The 23,522-nt window shown below is 31.0% G+C and carries 18 protein-coding genes and 1 pseudogene; 1 reads left to right on the plus strand and 18 read right to left on the minus strand.

From position 1 onward, the window contains the following. Nucleotides 1–78: 78 nt before the first annotated feature. From CLOBL_RS21960 to CLOBL_RS22010, 12 genes are all read right to left on the minus strand, one after another. Nucleotides 79–882 (minus strand): N-acyl homoserine lactonase family protein, encoded by an 804-nt coding sequence (locus CLOBL_RS21960; RefSeq protein WP_009169636.1) that lies wholly within the window; start codon nt 880–882, stop codon nt 79–81. A 34-nt stretch (nt 883–916) separates the two neighbouring features. Further along, nucleotides 917–2,218, minus strand: a complete 1,302-nt coding sequence (locus CLOBL_RS21965) for an acetyl-CoA hydrolase/transferase family protein (protein ID WP_179117816.1) — start codon at nt 2,216–2,218, stop codon at nt 917–919. Nucleotides 2,219–2,241: 23 nt separating this feature from the next. After that, a complete protein-coding gene (locus CLOBL_RS21970) occupies nt 2,242–2,505 on the minus strand; it encodes a hypothetical protein (protein ID WP_077860978.1) in 264 nt (87 codons plus the stop codon). Between the two features lie 15 nt (nt 2,506–2,520). Then, a complete protein-coding gene (locus tag CLOBL_RS21975; RefSeq protein WP_077860979.1) occupies nt 2,521–2,790 on the minus strand; it encodes a NifU family protein in 270 nt (89 codons plus the stop codon). Nucleotides 2,791–2,803: 13 nt separating this feature from the next. After that, on the minus strand, nt 2,804–4,258 hold the full coding sequence (locus tag CLOBL_RS21980) for a 4-hydroxyphenylacetate 3-hydroxylase N-terminal domain-containing protein (protein WP_077860980.1): 1,455 nt from the start codon (nt 4,256–4,258) through the stop codon (nt 2,804–2,806). Nucleotides 4,259–4,656: 398 nt separating this feature from the next. Then, a complete protein-coding gene (locus tag CLOBL_RS21985) occupies nt 4,657–6,423 on the minus strand; it encodes a sigma 54-interacting transcriptional regulator (RefSeq protein WP_077860981.1) in 1,767 nt (588 codons plus the stop codon). 101 nt (nt 6,424–6,524) lie between these two features. Then, entirely contained in the window at nt 6,525–7,820 is a 1,296-nt protein-coding gene (locus tag CLOBL_RS21990; RefSeq protein ID WP_077860982.1) for an acyl-CoA reductase, read from the minus strand. After that, on the minus strand, nt 7,817–8,914 hold the full coding sequence (locus CLOBL_RS21995) for an acyl-protein synthetase (protein ID WP_077860983.1): 1,098 nt from the start codon (nt 8,912–8,914) through the stop codon (nt 7,817–7,819). The genes CLOBL_RS21990 and CLOBL_RS21995 overlap by 4 nt, the downstream gene beginning before the upstream one ends. Then, nucleotides 8,911–10,398: an AMP-binding protein gene (locus tag CLOBL_RS22000; RefSeq protein WP_077860984.1), complete on the minus strand. Its 1,488-nt coding sequence runs from the start codon at nt 10,396–10,398 to the stop codon at nt 8,911–8,913. The genes CLOBL_RS21995 and CLOBL_RS22000 overlap by 4 nt, the downstream gene beginning before the upstream one ends. Next, entirely contained in the window at nt 10,395–10,637 is a 243-nt protein-coding gene (locus tag CLOBL_RS22005; protein ID WP_077860985.1) for an acyl carrier protein, read from the minus strand. The genes CLOBL_RS22000 and CLOBL_RS22005 overlap by 4 nt, the downstream gene beginning before the upstream one ends. 182 nt (nt 10,638–10,819) lie before the next feature. Next, nucleotides 10,820–10,978, minus strand: a complete 159-nt coding sequence (locus CLOBL_RS27660) for a hypothetical protein (RefSeq protein ID WP_207652371.1) — start codon at nt 10,976–10,978, stop codon at nt 10,820–10,822. Between the two features lie 36 nt (nt 10,979–11,014). Further along, the gene (locus CLOBL_RS22010) at nt 11,015–12,289 is read right to left on the minus strand and encodes an L-serine ammonia-lyase, iron-sulfur-dependent, subunit alpha (protein ID WP_077860986.1); all 1,275 of its coding nucleotides are present in this window, start codon (nt 12,287–12,289) and stop codon (nt 11,015–11,017) included. A 169-nt stretch (nt 12,290–12,458) separates the two neighbouring features. Here CLOBL_RS22010 and CLOBL_RS22015 point away from each other — a divergent pair, with 169 nt between their 5' ends. Continuing rightward, complete coding sequence (locus CLOBL_RS22015; protein WP_077860987.1) at nt 12,459–13,331, plus strand: LysR family transcriptional regulator; 873 nt, start codon at nt 12,459–12,461, stop codon at nt 13,329–13,331. A 295-nt stretch (nt 13,332–13,626) separates the two neighbouring features. Here CLOBL_RS22015 and CLOBL_RS22020 read toward each other — a convergent pair whose 3' ends face one another. From CLOBL_RS22020 to CLOBL_RS22045, 6 genes and pseudogenes are all read right to left on the minus strand, one after another. After that, complete coding sequence (locus CLOBL_RS22020) at nt 13,627–14,574, minus strand: alpha/beta fold hydrolase (RefSeq protein ID WP_077860988.1); 948 nt, start codon at nt 14,572–14,574, stop codon at nt 13,627–13,629. Nucleotides 14,575–14,829: 255 nt separating this feature from the next. Then, nucleotides 14,830–17,319, minus strand: a complete 2,490-nt coding sequence (locus CLOBL_RS22025; RefSeq protein WP_077860989.1) for a TIM-barrel domain-containing protein — start codon at nt 17,317–17,319, stop codon at nt 14,830–14,832. Between the two features lie 55 nt (nt 17,320–17,374). Continuing rightward, nucleotides 17,375–19,885: a TIM-barrel domain-containing protein gene (locus CLOBL_RS22030; protein WP_077860990.1), complete on the minus strand. Its 2,511-nt coding sequence runs from the start codon at nt 19,883–19,885 to the stop codon at nt 17,375–17,377. A 37-nt stretch (nt 19,886–19,922) separates the two neighbouring features. After that, a complete protein-coding gene (locus tag CLOBL_RS22035) occupies nt 19,923–21,452 on the minus strand; it encodes an MFS transporter (RefSeq protein ID WP_077860991.1) in 1,530 nt (509 codons plus the stop codon). Between the two features lie 44 nt (nt 21,453–21,496). Next, the gene (gene uxaC, locus CLOBL_RS22040) at nt 21,497–22,900 is read right to left on the minus strand and encodes a glucuronate isomerase (RefSeq protein WP_077860992.1); all 1,404 of its coding nucleotides are present in this window, start codon (nt 22,898–22,900) and stop codon (nt 21,497–21,499) included. Between the two features lie 380 nt (nt 22,901–23,280). Continuing rightward, nucleotides 23,281–23,522: pseudogene (locus CLOBL_RS22045) on the minus strand (mannitol dehydrogenase family protein); the annotation flags it as partial.

The raw sequence follows: 23,522 nt of genomic DNA on the forward strand, positions 1-23,522 counted from the left end.
CCATATTAGAATATGAGATATTTTATAAGTAAAAATATTAGTAAAGAAGAACACCCAGGCCCAGACGTTTATTACTTTTTATTTATAGAATTCTGGAGCAAGTTTTATTGTTTTAAAGAATTCTTCATCATGAGCAAAAAATACTTTGGCATCATATTTTTTCTCTAGAGCTCTTACCTTTTCAATTGATTTAAAGAAGGAAAGACTATCATAAAGTAATCCTGATGCTTTAGCTGGTGGTCCGTAGATTTCTGAGCTATATACACAATCTTGTGGGAAGATTAATGTGCCTTCATCTTCCAAATGAACTACTATTCCAAGTAATCCTGGTGTATGGCCTGGTAAATTTATTATTTCTACACCTTTTGCAAATTCAAAATCTTCTTCCACCAAATGATATTGTTTTACTGAAACATCCATATCAGCTTTAATATATCCTCCATGGGTAAGCGGATTTTCGTTTAATCTTACTTGAGTTTGAGCTTGCATAAAATCTGCCTTTGGTACATATACATCAGCATCTTTAAACATATTTAAGTTTCCTGCGTGATCTAAATGCATATGAGAAATTATCACTTTCTTTATCTCTTCTGGTTTTGTTCCACATAAAGCTAATTGATTTTCTAATCTTTGTTCCTTTGTTTGATATAATGGATAAACTTCTTGCAAATTTTTTGGCCAATAGCCATTCATTGCTTCTGGATTACTTCCTACATCATATAAAATTTTTCCATCGGGATGATCTATTAAAATAGACATTACAGGCAGCTTAATCCACTTATTCTCTACATATGGTTTGCTATAGGTTCCCATAGTAGCTCCACCTACTACATTATTTTTATCAGTTTCTAAATATCCCGTGTCTAAAACATATACTTTCATAAATCATTTCCTCCTATACTTTCATTTATTTTAATTAGAATTTTACTTTAAATCTCTTTTCCCACTCTTCAATAAGCGCAGCTCTAAAATCTGGATGTGCTACATTTATTAATGCCCTAGCTCTTTCTTTTAAAGTTTTTCCTTTAAGCTCTGCTATTCCAAATTCAGTTACAACATAATGAATATCATTTCTAGAAGTTGTAACAGTTGCACCTTCATCTAAAATTGGGACTATTCTTGAAACTTTTCCCTTGCTTGCAGTTGATGGCATTGCAATAATTGACTTACCATCCTTTGCCATTGCTGCTCCTCTTACAAAATCAACTTGACCACCTACGCCGCTAAACTGCTTAAGTCCTATTGTATCAGCTGCAACTTGTCCCATCAAGTCTACTTGAATACATGAATTAATAGAAACCATCTTATAATTTTCGGCTATAACACATGGATTATTTACATAATCTACAGAATACATGGCTACACTTGGATTTCCATTAACATAATCATAAAGTCTCTTAGTACCCATTAAAAATGTAACTACAGATTTTCCCTGATGTAAAGTTTTTGCTTTATTGGTTATTACGCCTGCTTCTATTAATTCAACTACCCCATCAGATATCATTTCTGAATGAATTCCAAGATCTTTTTTGCCTTTTAAGAATAATAATACTGCATCTGGAATTGCACCAATTCCTAGTTGAAGTGTAGAACCATCTTCTATGAGCTTTGCGCAGTTTTCGCCGATAGCTTTTTCTACTTCCCCTATTTTAGGCGGCTTAAGCTCAATAATATCATTTGAAGTTTCAACTATATAATCTATATCAGAAACATGTATAAAAGAATCTCCTAAAGTTCTTGGCATTTTATCATTTAATTCAGCTATGACGATTTTAGCTGCCTCTGCAGCAGGCTTTGTATAATCATTTGAGACTCCAAAACTACAGTAACCATGTTCATCTGGAACACTTAACTTAACTAATGCTACATCTACTGGTAAAGTGCCTTCTTTAAATAACTTAGGCACTTCTGAGAAAAAACATGGCGTATAATCTGCTCTTCCCTCTAGTATAGCTTCTCTTGTTGTTGCTCCTGCAAATATAGAGTTATGACGGAAATTAGATACCATTTCTGGCTTACAATATTCACTTTTGCCCATAGAAACCATATGCACAATCTCAACATTTTCATATAAATCTTTATTTTTAACCATGGCATCTATTATTTCTTTTGGTTCTCCACACGCATGCCCAGTTACTACCCTGTCTCCACTTTTGATTTTTTTTACAGCTTCATCTGCTGTAACTAGCTTACTATTATATAAATCCTTCCAGTTAATTTTAGACACCTCCTAAATATAACCTAACTAAAAATTTTTAGGTTACTTATTAATTTGTCATAATCTTTAATACTTTTAATGAATATTTTATTATTTGATATATATTTTTCATGACCTACACAACAATTTAGACATCCACATACTAATATTAAATAATCATATTCTTTATTTTCCTTTGCTATTTCGAAGTTATGATTATTATAAGTATCATTGATTAAATTTGTAACAAACTCTTTTCTATCATAGCTAGGATTACATCCACCACAATATTTAATACCTATTTCCAAAATTTCACCTAGCCTTTATTTTCTAAGCAGCTGTATAGCAAAATCAAGCATTTCTCTGCTAATTGGATCAGCCATCTGCACATCTTTTACACCTGGTATTTCTTTTAATACACCAGTAACTAGCTCTTCCATAGTAAATCTTGCAGAGGGACAATTGCTGCATGCACCTAAAAGTTTTACGTAAGCTACGCCATCTTTAACTTCTACAAGCTCAATATTTCCATTATGTTCTGCAAGTAGTGGTTTAATTTTAGTATTGATGGCATCATTTATTTTATCCACCATGGCATTACCCCTATTATTCTTCTATTCTCGCAATTTTCTTAGCAATCTTCTTTTTAGCTGCTAAATTTCCTTGTCTAGCTATCATAATTCTTTGAGCTTGTGGTGAGCCAGCTCCATGCATTGATTCTGTTCTATATCCAACAGCTGCAGTTCCTAAACAAAGATTTTCTATTAATCTTAATATTCTCATTCTATTTTCTGTTGAAACTGAGTTAACACCTCTTAAATACTTATCTATATATGGTCCTATCTTTTCATCTCTAAAATCAGCTTCTGATGGCATAGTAACCATTAATCCTCCTGCAATGTCTTCTGCAAGCCTACATATTTCATAAGGGAATCTTGTTACATTTTGCTTACATACATTAGCTAATAAATTATCAATGTAATAATTTCCTGATTCTGTTTTAGTCCCCATTGCTGAACATGCAATACCGCAAGAGAATAAAGTTTCATTTAAATGAGTCATCTCAATTAATTTATCTTTAACATGTGATGCTTTATGAGCTCCATTGTAATCAGCGGCTACTGCAGCAGCTCCAATTAAAACATCTCCAACTCCAACTTTACATCCACCATAACTTTGTCTATGATATCCAGCAAATCTTTCAACAATCATTCCTGCAAAATCAGTTTCTCCATTTAAGAAAATTCTTTCATTTGGTACAAAAACGTTATCGAATATTGTTAAGGTTTCTTGTCCACCAAATTCAGCATTTCCAAGATCTATGTCAGCACCTGGTTCTAATTTTCTTGTATCGCAAGATTGTCTTCCATATATGTGAATTATGCCTTCTGCATCAGTAGGTACAGCAAAAGATATTGCCCAATCTTTGTCATTTGGAGTTAAAGCAATTGTAGGCATTACTACAACTTCGTGAGAATTTATCATACCAGTTTGGTGACACTTAGCACCTCTAACAACAACACCATCAGGTCTTCTTTCAACAACTCTTAAATATAAATCACCATCAGCTTGATTGCTTGGTGAAAGTCCTCTATCTCCTTTAGGATCAGTCATTGCACCATCAACTGTTAAATCATTTTCTTGAACATATTTTAAGAATTCTTTGAAATTTTCATGATAATTAGTGTTGCAAGCCTTATCTATTTCATAAGTTGAGCTGAATATTGCATTGAAGGCATCCATACCAACGCATCTTTGAAAACATGATGCAGTTTTTTGACCAAGTAATCTTTGCATCTTTACTTTTTTAATAAGATCATCTGTACTTTGATGTAGATGAGCAAACCTATTTACCTTTTCTCCTGTCAAATTAGAAGTAGCTGTCATTAAATCTTCATACTCTGGCATTAGTGCTAATTCATAAGTCATAGCAACTGAATTAAGAGATGGTCTTATAATTGGATGATCAACAACGTTATCAACTGGCTTTCCAAACATATACACTTTCAAATTTAATTTTCTAAGACTTTCAATATATTGTTCCTTTGTTTTTAATGGCATAATATCGCTTCCTTTACTAATTTTTATTTTCTAATAATATTTAAAGCAATAAGTATGCCAAGATAAGAATTTTCTATGTTAACTCAAATTTTCCATAATAATATTGAAATTGCTTCCATTTTTAACGCTACTTTCTTAAAAATATAAATATATGTTGCATTTTTGCAACTGAAATTTTAATCAAATTTCATAGCAACCATGTAAAAACGTTTACAAAATAACGCATGTGTAAAATACTTTACGATGTTGCATTTTTGCATCATGTTTCAAGTTTGCAACAGAGCTCCTACTTATATCTTAATATCGTAAAAATTAATCTATAAATACAAAAAGGAGCCTGCCGCATTAACTGATTGGAATCCGTTAATGCGGCAAGCTCCTTCTTTGCATTTTAAAATTTATTCCTTTATATATTTTTGCCTCTTCCGTACAAAAGTTGATGCATCTATCCCTAAGGATTTTGCTGCTGCCCTGACATTTCCATACTTATCATAGGCCTTCTTAATTAATTTCTCTTCTATGGAATCTAAGGTTTCTTTTAAATTTATACCTTCTTCAAAGGTATTTAAGGTTACAACCATGCCATGTGAACTAATGATATTTTTAGGAAGGTCTGATCTTTTTATCTTATCATCCTCGCTCATAATTACAGCTCTCTCTACGATATTTTTAAGTTCTCTAACGTTTCCAGGCCAATTATACTCGTACATACAATTTAAAGCGTCTGGTGCAAATATCTTATTAAAGTTATATTTCTTATTAAGCTGTGTAAGAAAAAAATTTATCAAAGGCATAATATCCTGCTTTCTTTCTCTAAGTGGAGGAATATATAAGGGCACGACATTTAACCTATAATATAAATCTTCTCTAAATTGTTTCTTCTTTATCATGTCTTCTAAATCTCTATTGGTCGCAGCTAGTACTCTGACATCAATTTTTATAGGCTTTGTTCCTCCAATTCGAACCACTTCCATTTCTTGCAATACTCTTAAAAGTTTAACCTGCATATCCATTGGAAGTTCTCCAACCTCATCTAGAAAAATAGTGCCTCCAGAGGCCATTTCAAATAGACCTATTTTACCTTCTTTATTTGCTCCAGTAAAAGCACCTTTTTCATAACCAAAAAATTCGGATTCTATTAAACTTGCAGGCACTGCACCACAATTAACTTTAATAAACTGTTTTTTACTCCGCTTGCTGACTTTGTGTATATGTTTTGCTATTTGATCTTTTCCTGCTCCCGTTTCTCCAAGCATAAGAATTGTTGTGTCCACCTTCGCAACTCTACTTGCAAGCTGAATAATTTCGATAGTTCTATGATCCTCCGCAACAATTTCAGATGTATTTAACAGTTGTGTTCTCATTTCTTCGATCTCTGAAACATATTTACGAGTAATTTCCTTATTTTTTTGAAGCTGTTCTTTTAACTTATAAAGCTGTGTTACATCTCTTACATTTGTAACCACCATAATAATTTTTCCACTTTTATCGAAAATAGGATTACTGCTTACTAGAACCTTTACTCCTGTTTTGAACTCTTGCTGAATTGTCGTAGTTTCTCTATTTTTTAGTACCAAAAGAGTAGCAGACTGAGATATAACCCCCTCTTTCTCGAGATCTTTCATATTCCTGCCCATAACCTCTGCTTTTTTAAGCCCTGTAATTCTTTCATAGGCATTGTTTATTTTTATAGTGTTAGCTTCTCCATCTGTTATATATATTCCATCATAAGAACATTCAATAATAGAATCAAGCTCCGTTAAGCCCAGTTTTACATTTTTCATGTCCCTGCATTTTTTAGAGATTCTTTTAACTAAATTATTAATCAAATCTGTATGAGTTATAATACCCACAATTTTATTATTTTTATCTGTAACTAAAAGACGGCCAATTTTGTATTTTAATGCATCTTCTATATCCGTCTCACTATTAATTGTTATTACTTTTTTTAATTCTAAAGCCTCAATCTTCGTATTCATTTTAGATTTATTAAGAATAGCTTTCATCAAATCTGTCTTTGTTATAATACTGATTAATTTTTCATCCTTATCTACAACGGGTGCCCCATCAATTTTATTTTCCACAAAAAGCCTTGCTGCATCTTCAAATGTATCGTATGGCTTTAAAACCAATACTTTCTTTGTCATCAGATCTTTTACTTTCAAATTATCACACCCTACATTTTTATTTATATAGAAATTAATGATTTATCAGCAATAATAAATTAATATATTAAATCAAAATTTATTAATTCTTAAAATATTGTTTACTGTAAATTTAAGACCGTCCATTTAACTACTTCATTCATAAAAAGTATTCCATCCCAAGGAGAATCATATAGGTTCATGCAGCCTATTTTAACTAATCTATCTACTCCATATAAGCTTACTTTATTTGCAAAACTCATTATTTTATTATTATCCTCAGAGGCTATTCCAATAGTTTGTATTCTTGGAGTTATTAATTTACAAACCTCAAATATATCATTAACTTCTTTTAAAAATATTGTCCTATGCTGCATAGGTTCTTCTAAGGTTATTTCTTTATCTATTAAGATTGTATATTGGAGATCTTCCCCGCATATTATATCTTTTTCTGGAGATAAGAGATATTCTCCTCTTTTATTTATTATATTTGCAGAGGCTCCTTGACTAATTTCAAACTTTGAATAACGTTTTAAAACCTTTTCTATTGATTTTGAAAGCATTTGTGCTGCTTTCTTCAACGGTAAATTAGATTTCTCAATAAATAAGACTTGAGGAGATGAGCATGCCTTTTGATCAAAATTTATGATATCCTTTGCAAAATTTTCAAAAAGCTTAGCTATATTAAGACCTTCCATAGCAGATTTTTCAAATACAGCGAAGGAATATTTAGGTCCAAATATTATATCCTTACACGTTGTTTTCTTAGAAAGAACAGATATTGTATTTACAGCTTCTTCACCTCCACATATTACTCTTACATCTGCTGATTGTGACATTTCAGCATTTAATTTTAAATCATTACTTGGGAAGTTTATGATTGAAATCCCCTTTAATAATGTGCTGCCGCAATATTCTTCGCCTTTAAAATTAATTTTAATATTCTTTAAAGGTTTTAATAGCTCTATAACACTATTTATACTTCCAATAGGTACCCTGCTTAAATTAACATTCTTACAAATAAGGGCTTGAATTAGATAATATATTGGAAGAGTCGGAACATTTCCAGCCATAAAATGACATACCATTCCTCTTGGCTGGGCTTTCATAAATTTATTCTCTTCTATTTGAACAAAATCATCTAAGTACTTTTGTTTTTTAAGATCTAGGCGTAAAAGTTTATTTATATTACTTTTCTTAAGCCATAATACTAAATATGGTACACCCTCATAACTTAAAAACCTTCTATCACTTGATAATATTTTACTATATTCATTAATTATTTCAACTATAGCTTCTGATGGATATGAACAAATTGTTTCTCTACTTTTATTAAGTTCTTCTATAATTATATCCAAATTTTGAAATTTCCTAGGTTCTAAATAAAATTCATTTCCAAGCATAAAACAACTTATCATTTCTTATCCCTCTTTTCTGCAAAAGTATCTCCACAGCCTCTTGTTTCAGATTTTTCTACTCTATTTTTAAACTTAAAGTATTTACCCTTTCTTCCGCATTTACAATCATCTACGCCTATAAATTCACCAATATCCTCAGTTAATATAGCTTGACCTGGATAGCTCGAAGTAAGTCCACTCATAACCTCAATAAAGCCACATTGACCTTTTTCCACTTCTTTAAGCGTTGAAAAATCTCTTATGATAATTTCTCCAAAATCAGGTACATGTTTATATCCATATTCACAATCTAGAAAAACTACACCTAATTGTTCAACCATTCCATAAAAATCTATTATATTTTTAGGTGACGTCCCGAAAACCTCTGCTGCTGCTTCATTAAATTCTTCTTTTTCAACCTTTTGATCTTTTAATTTTTTCCACCCTCCGCTATGGAGGAGCTTCATTTTTGGCATATTTAATTTTATATCTTTTTCTTTTAAAACCTTAATAAATCTAGTCCATACAATATAGGTAAAACCATATACTAATACATCTGTATCCTTATATTTCTCTTCAAATTCTTTAAGTCTTTCTAAGTTAAGTACAAGATTATCCTCTATAGAATCCATAACATAAGTTAAACTTTTTCCAAAGCTGCTTACCCCTCTTATTGCAGCACCTCTGGCAGTTATGATATCACTTTTTCTATTAATTTCTTTACTATCAATAATTAACATTGGCCTTCTATATGATCCTAGAAAACTTGTTAAAGTTGATATTAAGCCTTGAGCTTGCCTTATAGAGGTTTCCTTGTCAAGATAGATCTTGCTAGGAATATTTTGAGTTGTAGAACTTGAGTTTAATATTCTCACTACATTTTCTTCACTACAAGTCCTAAGCTCAAAATACTTAAACATATTCACAGGAATAAATGGGATTTCTTCAAGAGAATTTATAGCACTTATATCAATCCCTAATTTTTCATAAATGCTGTTTAAATTTTCATTCTTTCTATTTTGATATATCTGAGACTTAATAATATTCAAAAGCTTTTCTTCTTTATCCTTTTGCATACACTTAAATTGCTCATTTTTTATAATTTCATCTATCATTTCAAATCACCTATCATTACTTTACCAGAAGAATTTTTTGGAAGTCCATCTAAAAACACTACATATTTAGGTACTTTGTAAGAAGGCAGGTTATCTTTACAGTAGTCAATTATATACTTTTCATCAACCTTTAAAACTTCATTATTTAGAACTACAAATGCTTTTATCGCTTCTCCTAATATATCATCTGGGGTTCCAATTACTGCAGCTTCTATAACATTTGGAATTTGAATTATAATATTTTCTATTTCTTTAGGACTTATTCTGTTTCCAGCACTTTTTATGATTTGTTTTTCCCTAGCCACAATATAAATATAACCATCTTTATCTACTGTAGCTAAATCTCCTGTATACAAATAACCATTTCTAATAACCTTAGCTGTTTCTTCCTCATTATTAAAGTAACCCTTCATTATATTTCCGCCAAAAGCTGCTACTTCACCTATTTCGCCTATCTTTACCTCATTGCCCTCTTTATCTATGACTTTAAGTTTAGTTCCAGGAATACCTTTACCTATTGAACCTATTTTTTCATCGAGCATATTAGGTGGAAGATATGAAAGCCTTGCAGTTGCTTCAGTTTGTCCATACATTATGAATATTTCTACGGTCTTAAGCGCTTCTTTAAGTTCCTTAATAAAGCTATCAGGAAGTCTTCCTCCTGCCTGTGCTACATATCTTAAACTTTGCAAATTTCTGTTTTTAATACTAGATTTTCTAAGTAAAATTTGATAATTGCTTGGAACTCCAGCAAAACCTGTACATTCATATTTCTCTATATCGTCTAAAACTGACTCTGGAAACATAAATTTATTATTTATGACTAAACTTCCTCCAACTCTCAAATGCGTGTGGAGCAGCGAGGTTCCAAAGCAATAATAAAATGGTAATACAACTTCTATCCTATCATAGCTGCCTAATCTAAAATATTCTATTATAGAATTTGTATTATAACAAAGGTTATAATGTGTAAGCATTACGCCTTTTGGTCTTGCAGTAGACCCCGATGTAAATAATATTACAGCCACACTATTTTTTAAATCAATTTCTTCTTCCTTTCTGCTTTCAAGATTTTTTTCCTCTAATAAAAAGTTCTCCAAGGTTTCTAAAGTTTCTTCAGTAATTATTTTAATATTATTATTTATAAACTTATCTAACTTATCTAAAAAACGTTTTTCAATAAAAATCATTTTAGGTTTGCAGCTACTCATGATATAGTCAATATCCTTATCACTTAATGTAGGATTTATGGGCACACAAGTGCAGCCGCTTTTTATTATTCCAAAATAACTTTCTATAAAGAAAGGTGAATTCTCACTTATTAGTAGAACTTTATCTTCATATATAGCATTAGTTCTTTTTATTTCAGAGGATATCTTTAATATCTTAGAATATAGCTCACTATAACTAATATCAGTTTTATCAATTATTGCAGTTTTATTAAGCCTTGAGGAAAATTTAAAAACATAATCAGTAAAGGTCATATTTCAACTCCATACTTTACTAGAGTTCTTTTAATATCTCCTATTGTATATAATCTTGAAACATCTTGAACTGCTATAGATATTTCAAATTCTTCCTCAAGGGCTACTACAAGTTCAATATGGCTAAGAGAATCCCAAGCCTTAATTTCGTCTGGACCAAAACTGTCCTCAATTTCCTCTACATTTTTAAGACTCCAAACAGATTTTATTATTTTTTTAAAAGCTTCTAAATTACTCATTTTAATTCCTCCAATATTATTTATTATTCAATAATATTTAAAGCAAGAATTATGCCAATATTTCTTTGTTTATAGTTTTTATAAATAGTAAAAATTCAATAATTTTTTTATTCTTGATGATAGAGATAAAACATGATATTTCAACCAGCACATGCCATATTAAATACATAGAGGATTATTATCTACTTAACTTTTATTAATGCATCTAATGCAGCAGCATTTATTAGATATGTAATAGGAGAAGTAGTAAGAAGTAGATGAGTAGCCACTTGGAATGTATTAAGTTCATTAGCTGTTAAGCCTTTTTGTATTGCTAAACTTAAAATTTTAATGTTTAACATTTCAACTATATCATTTAAGACTATTCTAAATTATGTTTATTCTATCATAAGTTTAATAATTTCTTTATCTGTTTCTTTCATTCCATCTTTTGCAAGTTTACCTATGTTGGCGATAGTAGCTTCCACATCTTTTTTTACTATCCCATCTCCGCTTCTAAACTGCTGTCCGTTTTTATACATGTAATATCCAAAGATTCCCGCATCTACACCTGCCGCAATTTTAGCTGCACACGATGCCTTGGCCCCATCACAAACAATTCCAGAAGCTATAGATAAAGCATTTACAATTGTGTGAGAAATATCCTTATATTCTCCGCAATGAAGATATGCAATACCTGCTCCACTTCCAGTTCCTGCACTTATAGCTCCACAATATGCAGAAAGCCTTCCTATTCCAGTCTTTTGATGTATTGTAACTAAATTAGATACTACTAAAGCTCTATAAAGCTTTTCTTTTGATACATTTAATTCTTTAGCATATTCAATAACTGGGATCGAGGCTGCTATCCCTTGATTTCCGCTGCCAGAAATAATAATAACCGGCAATTCACATCCATTCATTCTAGCATCAGATCCTGCGGCTGCTTTAGCTTTTGCTCTTACCTTAATATCGGAGCCATATGTTGAAAGTAAAACATTTCCTATATTCGCACCGTAATTATTTTTCAATCCCTCTTCAGCAATTCTTGAGTTATATTGAATTTGCCTTTCTATAATAGTATCTATATCCTTAATTTCTACAGAATTTGCAAAATCAATAATATCCTCTACCTTTAATAATTTTTTATCACAAAGACCTTCTTCTTTGCTTGCATTTACTTCTTTTTGATAAAGTATCTTTCCATTCTTTTCAATTAAAACAATATTAGTATGATAGTTTACAATTCTTACTTTTACAAAGGAATCTTTATAAAATAACTTCATATGTATATCAAAAATAAATGTTGTATCTGCAAGTTTTACTTCTATTGGACAGTAATTAATATACTCCTTAATCTCTTTCTTTTTTTCTTCGCTCACATCTGAAATAACTTCTAATTTCATTTCAGCTTTCCCAGCTACAATTCCAGCAGCTGTTGCAGCTTCTATCCCCCTAAGCTTGTTTGTATTTGGAACTATTACACTTTTGATATTTTTAATAATGTTTCCACTAACTTCTACGATGACCTTTTCTGGTATGTATCCTAATACCTCTCTGGCTTTTGCAGCCGCATATGCAATGGCTATAGGTTCAGTACACCCCATAGCTGGTATTAATTCTTCTTCTAAGATTTTAATATAATTTTGATATTTTAATTCACTACTTTTCATTTTCTCACCCCAATTTAAAAATATATAAACCTTTCATTAATTAATGTACAATTAATCCTCTATTTTTCTTTGTTATAAAACTTGCTTATATTCTATCATTAACATTTACATTAATAAAACAAATAATTATAATGTTTATATTAGATTTACTTATGTAAAGGAGTAGATAATGAACCAATATTATGCATTTATTAAAATAATAGAAACTGGTAGTTTTACAAAAGCAGCAAAGGAACTTGGCTACACTCAATCTGCAATAAGCCAAATGGTACATTCATTAGAAGAAGAACTTTCTACTACACTGATTCTCAGGTCTAGAAAAGGAGTTAATTTAACTCCTGATGGTGAAGAATTTCTTCCATATATTAAGAATGTATATAATTCGTATAGAGAGCTTATAGAAAAAAGTAAAGAAATGAAGGATCTTCAAGGTGGTATTATTCGTATTGGTACTTTTTCAAGTATTTCTTCTAGCTGGCTCCCTGAATTAATAAAAAATTTTAAAGAAATCTATCCATCAGTAAAATTTGAACTTCAACAAGGAGAATATACAAGTATTACGCAATTGATTAAAGAAGGCAGCGTAGATTTTGGCTTCGTTAATCCTGATGCTGTAGATAATCTACCTACGATTTCATTAAAGCAAGATCAAATGCTCGCAGTTTTGCCTTATAACCATCAACTAGCTAGTCACGAAAAGGTCACTTTAGAAGAATTATCAAATGAACCTTTCATTCTTTTAGATGAAGGTCAACTAAGTGTTCCCTTAAAGTTTTTTAAAGAAAATAATTTACAGCCCAATATACATTATCGTGTTTATGATGATTATACAATTATGTCTATGGTAGAGAAAGGTTTAGGTATAACTATTTTACCCGAATTAACATTAGATAGAATTAGCTATAATATAGTTAAAAAGGAAATATATCCACCCATTCTTCGTACTATTGGCATATCCTTTAAAAATAAAAAAACCTTACCTATTGCTAGTAAATACTTTATTGATTTTATTTTAAAACAATTTGATATTAACAATTTATAAATAGTTATATTTAATACTACTCAAAGAAAATAGTAGAAAAGCACATGCAATTAATCCGCTAAACATAAAAATTAAAATCCTCGCTCAGCCAAAACTGAACGAGGACTTTAATTTTAGGTAATCTTGACTAACAAAATTATTTTCTTATACATTAAATATAAAGCACAATCAAAAAAATAACAGACCAGTATCCTTGCCTATTTTGGTCTATTATTTTCTTTCATGTGCCTAAATACAAAAAATTCAAATACTTCATTTTAATAAAAAGTTTTAGTTTTTATTAAACAAAAAGCTTTTATACCTTCTCAAGAATACTATTTACAAATCCTATAATCCCATCCTCAATTTCATTTCTGATATCAAGGTAATTGAGTATTTCATGACGATATCCTGGATAAACCTTTGTTCTAACCATATGCCCTGTTTCTGCAAGCCAGTTTGAAGTAGCATACACCCCTTCTCCATACTGTCCAACTGGGTCTTTATCTCCTGCAATATTGTAAAAAGGAATTGCTGCCGGCACTTTTTCTGCCCACTCAGTTCCAACAACAGCATTCATCATACTGACAAAAGAATATAAAGATCTTATATTAGGTGGCACTATCAAGTCACTATATATATCTCTTCCATGATCTTCAATTACATCTGGATCACTGCAAACCCATCCACTTCTTGACGTTATAGGATTCTCTTCATAACGCTTTGTATTCCACATCCAGCTTAAAAGCTTTTCTTCATATACAGGATCAACTATTTCTCCTTTTCCTTCATCTATAAGCTTTTTAAGTTCAGGCATAAGTGAAGGCGCTGTTTTAAATATACCTGGAGTTCCGCATAAAATAATTCCATCAATTTCTTTTCCATAAATGGACGCATAGCACCTTACGATCATTGATCCCATACTATGTCCAAACATAAAATACGGTAGATCTGGATATTCCTCTTGCACTATTTTACGAAGGGTATGTTCATCCTCTACCATTGTCATATACCCCTTATTTCCCCAATCGCTCCAATTATCCGAAACATATGCTGTTTTTCCATGTCCTACGTGATCATCTGCTGCTACTATAAATCCTGCTTCATTTAGCTTTAATATCATGTGAAGATACCTGCGTGAATGTTCATGATAACCATGAACAATTTGAATTATCCCCTTTGGCTTACGAACTGGAGTATAAATCCATGCCTGTACTCTATCCCTTTCATTAAATGAATCAAAACTTTTCTCTTGAAATGCCATGATAAACCTCCTTAAATTATGTATATAAATTTCAGTGATAAATTGCTATTACATCTAAATATATAGCTAAGGACTTATAATTTAAATTAGCAATATGATAATAAAATTTATATAACATCTACATTGCTTAAAATTTTTATATAATTTTAGAGAGATATAGAAAGTGATTTTCACCTCCCATCTCCCTCTTTTTATTACTGCAAAGCCAATATATCATTCATGATACTGTACGCTTTGCCATTATTACTATAGAAGTTACATTGAAATTAAATCTTTAACTTCAAAATCAATGAATAATGTGTAAGATTCTTTTAAGTTATCATATTTTACTTTAGCTGTCTTTTGTTCTATATCATAATACCAGCCAGCTCCGCTTGCTTCCCATTCTCCTTTATCAAGGAACATAGGAAGTTTTTTATCCTGAAGCCTTATCTGCATTGGAGCTATTTCTCTGCAGACTACATCAACTACCATTTCCTTAACCTTTGTTTCGTAATTACCTTCTTTATCAAAGGCAATTTTTACTCCAGCCTTATTATTAATGCTTATAGTTGTTTTTAGATATACTCCATTTTTATAATTATTTGAAACTCCATCATCTTCATATAATACAAAATTTGTTTCCTCTGATGGTTCCACTAAAATATTAAGCTTTTCCATTTGATCTTTATGAATATTATTCAAGTTTTCGCATAAAGGCACAATTGCACCACTTCTGAAGAACATAGGAATTGAATTTAAAGAAACTTCAACTTCAATTGTCTGTCCTCCCTCATATTCTTCTTTTGTATACCAGTCAAACCACACAGCTCCTTCTGGTAAATATACTTTTCTTGTTTTTGCACCTTTTTCAAGAACATTTGCAACTAAAATAGAGCTTCCAAGCATGAAATCAAAGCTTTCTTCAAGAAGTTTTTTATCCTCTGAAAATTCGTATATTAAAGGTCTCATAACCGGTGAACCTTCTGTTGCTGCTTCAAATAATAAAGAATAGAAATATGGTACTAATTTATATCTGAATTTTATAGCATCACTTATATATTTTGTATATGATGGATACATCCATGGCTCAGTAACTGTATTATCAGAGTTGCAGGAATGTATTGAGAACCTTGGCTGGAATATTCCGTTTTGTACCCATCTTACAAATAATTCTGGTTCTGGTGCTTCTCCATAAAAGCCTCCTATATCACAGCCATGATTTGCCACCCCTGAAAGTCCCATACCAAGAATAACTGGAATGTTGAATTTCAAGCTCTTCCAGCTTGTGCTGTTATCTCCAGCCCAAGTCTGAGCATAACGCTGGATACCAGCAAAACCTGCTCTGTTAACCACGTATGGCCTTACATTTGGGAAAGTTTCCTCTACTGTCTTATTTGCCATTAGTGCCATTAAATTAGGCATTATTGGTCTTAAGCCTCCTATTTCTTTTTTCATTCCTTCAAAATAGCATACAGCATCAGGATTATTTATTTCATACTCATTGTTATCATCCCATATTGATGTAATTCCAAGAGAAACTAAAGCTTCTTTTAAATGTTTCTTCCATAGTTCTCTTCCTTTAGGATTTGTAAAATCTACAAATGAAGCAGGACCTCCCCAGTACCTGTCTATTTCTGATTTTTCTTCTTTTTCATCCTTTATATAAGCCCCTGCATCATCAAATTCTTTATATAAAGGATGTGAAGTAAGCATCCCTGGTTTTATATTAGGAACTAAAGCTGCTCCTTTTTCTTTCATTTGGGCAACAAATTCCTTAGGATTCGTAAATCTGTCATAATTCCAATTAAATACATATCTCTTTCCAGTATCTCCAGTAGTATAACCTGATGATAAAAAGAAACCATCACAAGGAATATCCTGTTCTTTACATTTATCAAGGAATTTTAAAATAGTCTTATCTGAATCTTTATCAAGCTCTGTATAATACATTGTTGAGCCCATATAACCTAAAGAATATCTTGTAGGCAATTTAGTTTTTCCTGTTAAATCCGTATAATTCTTCACTACATCCTTTATTCTAGGTCCATATATAAAAAACATATCTAATTCTCCGCCATCAGCACAGAAATAACTATAGTTATGCCAATATCCAGTTTTTTCACAGCCAACATCAAAGGTTGAGTCATAGGAATTATTATAGAATATTCCACTTGCCATATTATTTTTACTGTTAAATTTTATATAGAAAGGTATGTGCTTATATAATGGATCGGTACATTCAGAATCATAGCCATAGGTATCTATATTATGCATTCTCATTCTTCTTCTTCTCTTATTTAAATAACCTGATTTTTCTCCAAAACCATAGAAATAATCATCGTCCTCCATACATGAATAATGATATATTCTTCCTATAGAATCTTTTATATAAGATCTTTCCTTTAAATCTGAATGTAATATATTTCCTTCCTTATCTGCAATTTCTATACCAAAGGGTTCTTTATAGACATTGATATTCAGGCTGTTTGTAGTTAATAATACATGATCACCTAAATCTTCATATTTACTGCTGATTGCTGTAATTTTTGTTCTTTCATCTCCTAATAATTCATCTAGTTTATCTTCCCAAGCTGTCATAATCAGAGCATAGGATGCTTCTTCCTTAAATTCTTCCTCGAAGGTACAGCGAATTCTTACTATATCATCATTTAAAAGGACAACTCTATATTTTGCTGCGTCTGTAGTTATTTCTAAATAATTATCAATATTTTTTAGTTCTATAATTTTGTTACTTATAATCATGCTCTTATACTCCTTATACGATTTTTTATCTTACTTTTCTAAATATTATCTTTTCCTATTCATCTCCCATGCCAATTAAATCAAACCTTTCACAGGAAACTATAATATCAAACTCTTTTTTAGCTGGTTTCTTACATTTTATTAAAACTGTTCTATCTGATAACTCATAGTACCACCCTTGTTCTGCTTTTTCAAAGGATGTCTTATTAAGAAAACGTGGTACTTTCTCGTTATTAGCAGAAACCCAATATGCACCTTTCTCTTTACTTACTAACTTAATTGTAAGATCGGATATTTCACTTTCATAACTTCCTGTTGTTTTGAAGGAAATTTTCTTACGTGCTCCGCCACTTATATTAATTTCTGTATTTTCATACATACCCTTTTCAAAATCATTACTTATACCATCATCCTCATAGAAATTAAAACTTCTTTCTGCTTCTCCACCGATTAAAATATCTAATTTCTTCATTTTATCAGTAGTAATATGCTTTACTTCCTCATTTGTTATGAAGATTCCATCTCCTCTTAGGAACATTGGAATACTACTAAGGTTAACTGGAATTTCAATCACTTGTCCGCCTTTATATGCAGTCATATTGTTATTCATATGGTACCATGTGCAACCCTCTGGCAAGTAAAGTTTTCTTGACTTTGCTTCTTTTTCCAATACATTTGCGACTAGAACTGACGGTCCAAACATAAATGTCATATATTTATCATCATAGCAGCTAACATCATCCTGAAATTCCATGAACAGTGGACGCATTATTGATTTGCCGGTAGTATGCGCTTCATACATTAAAGAATATAAATATGGTAACATTCTATAACGCTGCTCATATGCATTACGTACGAATTCATTATTTTCTTCATACATCCATGGCTGAGTAACAGTATTATCATTATTGGCTGAATTAATACAGAATCTTGGCTGGAATATACCATTTTGTATCCATCTTAAAAGTAATTCGCCTTCTGGAGCACCTCCCGCAAACCCTCCAATATCGCATCCTGTATTAGCAACTCCTGATAATCCCATTCCAATAATAGTTGCTATATTAAATTTTAATGTACGCCAATCTGTAAGATTATCTCCAGCCCATGTTTGCGCATATCTTTGAATTCCTGCAAATCCAGCACGGTTTATAATATATGGACGTTTATTTGGATAAAGTTCATTAACTGCCTGCTTTCCTACATAAGCCATCATATTTGAGTGAATAATTTTAAGCTCAGCCATGGTACCTGGTTTTCCATCAAAATCACATAATGCATTACGATCCTCTATCCCATCATACTCACAGTTATCATTCCAAACGGTTATTGTTCCTTTACTTAAAATATTTTCTTTAAGCAGCTTCTTCCAAGTGTCCCTTCCAGAAGATTTTGTAAAATCTACAAATCTTCCAGTACCACCCCACCAGCGGCCATAATAATCTCCATCACCATCTGGATTTTTAATAAACACATCATTTTCTTCAAATTCTTTTTTATATGGATGCTTTGTTAAAATACCTGGTTTTAGATTAGGTATCACGTTAAGCCCCATTTCATTCATTTTTTCAAAAAACTCATCAGGATTTGGAAAGCGCTTTTTATTCCAATTGAATATATACCTTAAGTTATCTTCTTCTCCAGAAGAATAACCAGATGCCAATTTGAAATTATCTATATACATTTTTTCATCAAAATGCTTTTTAATTACCTCATATATTTCCTTATCACAGTCTTTCTCAAGTTCAGCATAATACATAGTAGAAGCTGTATACCCTAAGCTTTGTTTTGGAGGCATTGCCTGTTTTCCTGTAAGCTTTGTGTAATTATCTAAAACCGTTTCAACTTTTGGTCCATTTATGAAGAATAAATCAATATCTCCTCCATCAGCCTGATAATAACTATAACGAGGCCAATACCCACTAATTTCATTTCCCATATCAAATACTGAATCATGTGAATTATGATAAAATATTCCTAATGCATGACGATTATTATTATTTAATCTAATATAAAATGGAATATGTTTATATAAGGGATCACCATATTCAGGATCATGTCCAATTGCATCCTTAGGTGACATGCGCATTCTTCTTCCCAATTTATCTAATTGTCCTGTTTTTTCTCCAAATCCATAAAAATGATCATTTTGAAGATCAATTTCGTTATAATGAGAAATTCTTCCGAGCTGATCACACTCAAAGGCCCTATCTTGAAGATCACTATATATCTTTTCTCCATTTAATTTATATATTGAAAAATATAATGGTGCTTTAGACATTACGAGCTTCAAGGTTTTAGTAAAAAATATGATTTCTTTTTCTGTTTCTTCAAAGGGAATATCTAATGCTTCTATTCTCTTACGCTCTCCTTTAAACAAAGAATCTAATCTGTCTTCCCATGCAGTTGTTACTAATGCATAAGATGCTTCCTCCCATTTTTTATCAAAAGATACTCTAACACGTACAATGTCATCTGATATAAAAATTATTTTTATATCAGCTGTATCGCCTTTTACTAAATAACCATTCTGAATTTTTTCCATAGATGAAAACTGTTTCAGTAACATATGAATTCCCCCTATAATTTTTGTATTTTTATTTAAGTTATGAATTAGCCTTTATTAGATTATCTGACATAATGTCTTCTTTCCAGACCTCTTCATATTTATAACCTGTAAGATTTTCAACAACTTCTTTTGTTTTAAAGTCAACATCATCTTTAGAACCACCATTTTTTAAACGTTCAACTTCGTTTATCAATATTTGGTGAGTTTCTTTATCCAGTTTAAAAGTGAAAGCGAGGATTAAAGATAATACAAGCAGACCTACGCCTCCAATAAGCAAAACATATCCAATAATCTGTACTGTTTGAGGCGATTGAACATCCTGCCCCTTAACAAATCCTCCTTCTTGTAACACAACACCAATTAAAAATGTAGCAAGAGCTACTGTGCTTTTTCTAGTAAAAGTCATAACTGCTGCAAAAAGTCCTTCTCTTCTTTTCATTGAAACAATCTCATCTACGTCAGGAATAAATGGGAATACTGTCCAAGGAGTTAAAACTGCCAAAGATCTAAATGCGAAATAAACTATAGAAATTACAAGTAAGATAGCAGTTTTAGCTTCAGGATTAACTACATAAACACCATAATATGCTAACATACTTAATATCATAAACGTATAAGTAATCTTGTATAATTTAGTAGGGCCAAGTTTTAAAAATAAAACTCCTCCTAGAATAGTTCCTGGTATACCAATAATACTAAATGAAAGCAAATATGCTCCAAAAGATGATGAAATCTTTAAATTATAGACACAGAAAAATAGAAATACAGCATTAAATATATCCCCAGCGGTGAAGGATAATAAGTAAAGTCCTAAGTGTTTTCTGAAACTTTTAAGCTTAAATGTAGATGCATATTCAGCAAGCACTTTTAAATACTCAGCAAAGCTTGTATGATGTTTAAACTTAGATAACTCTATTAATTCTTGTTCCATGGCTGGTGTAATTTCTCTTTCCCAAGTCACTTTGTATGTTATAAGTATACAAACTGCATATAATATTGCAAAGAACAATCCATTATAGAAATATGCATATGGATTTTTTTGACCAAAATGTCCAATTAATTGAGCTGGAACAAAAGTTCCTAAGAACTGACCTGAAGAAGAAATAACTAACCTGCAAGTTGAAATTTTTGTTCTATCAGAATAATTAGTTGTCATTTCAGTTGGTAATGTTTCCCATGGAATTAATACCATAGCCGCAACTATTTCAAATAATAAATAACAGCTTAAATAAAACCAATATCCCATTCCTATTGTCCATATTAATACATAGATTGCCATTAAAGGCGCTCCAATTAATAGGAAAAAACGGCGTCTTCCAAACTTCTTTCCAAGCTTAGTTTTATAAAAATTATCTGATAAACTTCCTATAAACAAGCTGGCAACGGCATCTACAAAACGCGCGATTGCAACAATAGAAGCACCTTCTATAGGTGTAAGTCCACAAAAAGTTGTATAAAAGAACAATAAGAACGCTCCAATAATTGTAAAGGCACCACCGCCCATTAAATCTACTAATCCATAACCTATACATGTAGGTAATGTAATTTTTTTATCTATTTTAGACATACAATCTACCTCTTTCCTTAATTAATTTTTAACTAATCCTTTGTTTAAATACCGAAATATTTTTTTGCGTTGCTATAACATATGCCTTCAACAATTCTTTTTAGCAATTTTATATTTTCTGGTATTTCACCATTTTCTACCCATTCTCCAATTAAGTTACAAGCAATTCTTCTAAAATATTCGTGTCTTGTATAAGACAAGAAACTTCTAGAATCAGTTAACATTCCAACAAAATTACCCAATGTTCCAAGGTTAGCTAGTGTTTTCATTTGTTCAATCATTCCATCCTTGTTGTCATTAAACCACCATGCCGCACCAAATTGTATTTTTCCTGGAATTCCTTCCCCTTGAAAATTTCCAATCATGGTTCCAAGTACGTAATTGTCCTTTGGATTTAATGTATACAGAATTGTTTTAGGAAGCATGTTTTCTCTATCTACAGAATCTAAAAGTCTAGAAAGCGGATAAGCTATACTTTCATCATTAATTGAATCGAATCCAGTGTTTGCTCCTATTTTCTCAAACATTCTAGTATTATTATTTCTAAGTGCTGCTATATGAAGCTGCATTGCCCATCCAAGTTCATGATAAAGCTTAAATACATGTTTTAAGGTATAAGTTTTATACTTCTTTTCTTCCTTGATGCTTATTTCTTCTCCATTTAACACTTTTTTAAATATATCAGCTGCTTCTTCCTTTGATGCTTCTTCGTAAACCACAGCACCATCTATTCCATGATCTGCTATTCTACATCCAGCTGAATGGAAAAATTTTATTCTTGAATCCAATGCATTCAAAAAGTCATCATAGCTTTCAATAATCATTTCTGATACTTGCTCTAATTTTTTTATCCATAAAGCAAAACCATCTGCATTTATTTCAATTCCCTTATCTGGTCTAAATGTTGGTAAAACATTTACATTAAAGCTAGCGTCTTCTTTAAGTTTTATGTGATATTCTAATGTATCAGTAGGATCATCTGTTGTACATATACATTCAACATTTGATTTTGTTATTAAATCTCTTACCTTAAAACCATTTCCGCTAAATAATTCATTAGCCTTTTTCCAAATCATTGGAGCAGTTTCTTCATCTAATGGCTCATTAATTCCAAAAAATCTTTGAAGCTCTAAATGTGTCCAATGATAAAGTGGATTTCCTATAGACATAGCTATAGTTTCAGACCAAGCTAGGAATTTATCATAATCACTTGCATCACCTGTTATATATTTTTCATCTATACCATTACATCTCATAGCTCTCCATTTATAATGATCTCCATATAGCCATGCCTCAGTTATATTATTAAATTTTTTATTTTCATATATTTCTTTTGGATCAATATGACAGTGATAATCAATAATAGGCATATTTTTTGCATAATTGTGATACAATTTTATAGCTGTTTCATTAAATAATAAAAAGTTTTCATCCATAAATTTTTTCAAGTTAATCATCCTACTTTCAAATAAATATTTAATATTTATAAAGTGTTGAATGTATTTATTAATAACACACACCATATGGCTCTATGACATTATCGCAATCTGTATCTCTTCAATACTTCACCATAACGTTTTCTTTCATCTGCTTACATTAACTTCTGCATATTTTAATTTTTCTTGCTTAATATCGCTCTTAAGTTCTGATACTTTTTTGAAAATATTCTTAGTTTACGTACGATTGTTAGTTAATGTAATTTGTGTTATAATATATTTCTTAATAATTTTCTAAACATTTTTATCATTCCTTGTTTATATTATTTGGCAGAATATAATAAACAGGAATGATAGGAATGTTTTTTATTACATATTAATGTAATCATAGCTTATTTACATTCTAAATATTTTTCTAAAGTCCCTCTAACAGCACCAGTTCCAGAGATCATTTCAGTGAAATAACCTTCGATTTTTTCTCCTAAACCTACGGCATAAAGATTCACTCCAAAAATTTCTTCATTTATTAGTATTGGTTTTAGAGTATCTCCTAATTGTGCTGTAGTACCTAATTTTATGTTAGCTACATATTTCTTTAGTTCATCTAATAATGGATCTGGACTTAATTCCATTA

It is taken from the genome of Clostridium sp. BL-8 (assembly GCF_002006495.1).
Taxonomy (GTDB): Bacteria; Bacillota; Clostridia; order Clostridiales; family Clostridiaceae; genus Clostridium.

Bases quoted from the DNA above. Each gene is read 5' to 3' on its own strand.
- CLOBL_RS27660 (WP_207652371.1), bottom strand. From the start codon at position 10,978: ATGTTAAACATTAAAATTTTAAGTTTAGCAATACAAAAAGGCTTAACA.
- CLOBL_RS21990 (WP_077860982.1), bottom strand. From the start codon at position 7,820: ATGATAAGTTGTTTTATGCTTGGAAATGAATTTTATTTAGAACCTAGG.
- CLOBL_RS22025 (WP_077860989.1), bottom strand. From the start codon at position 17,319: ATGATTATAAGTAACAAAATTATAGAACTAAAAAATATTGATAATTAT.
- CLOBL_RS21975 (WP_077860979.1), bottom strand. From the start codon at position 2,790: ATGGTGGATAAAATAAATGATGCCATCAATACTAAAATTAAACCACTA.
- CLOBL_RS21995 (WP_077860983.1), bottom strand. From the start codon at position 8,914: ATGATAGATGAAATTATAAAAAATGAGCAATTTAAGTGTATGCAAAAG.
- CLOBL_RS21960 (WP_009169636.1), bottom strand. From the start codon at position 882: ATGAAAGTATATGTTTTAGACACGGGATATTTAGAAACTGATAAAAAT.
- CLOBL_RS22005 (WP_077860985.1), bottom strand. From the start codon at position 10,637: ATGAGTAATTTAGAAGCTTTTAAAAAAATAATAAAATCTGTTTGGAGT.
- CLOBL_RS22030 (WP_077860990.1), bottom strand. From the start codon at position 19,885: ATGTTACTGAAACAGTTTTCATCTATGGAAAAAATTCAGAATGGTTAT.
- CLOBL_RS22020 (WP_077860988.1), bottom strand. From the start codon at position 14,574: ATGGCATTTCAAGAGAAAAGTTTTGATTCATTTAATGAAAGGGATAGA.
- CLOBL_RS21980 (WP_077860980.1), bottom strand. From the start codon at position 4,258: ATGCCATTAAAAACAAAGGAACAATATATTGAAAGTCTTAGAAAATTA.
- CLOBL_RS22010 (WP_077860986.1), bottom strand. From the start codon at position 12,289: ATGAAAAGTAGTGAATTAAAATATCAAAATTATATTAAAATCTTAGAA.
- CLOBL_RS22035 (WP_077860991.1), bottom strand. From the start codon at position 21,452: ATGTCTAAAATAGATAAAAAAATTACATTACCTACATGTATAGGTTAT.
- CLOBL_RS22015 (WP_077860987.1), top strand. From the start codon at position 12,459: ATGAACCAATATTATGCATTTATTAAAATAATAGAAACTGGTAGTTTT.
- CLOBL_RS22000 (WP_077860984.1), bottom strand. From the start codon at position 10,398: ATGACCTTTACTGATTATGTTTTTAAATTTTCCTCAAGGCTTAATAAA.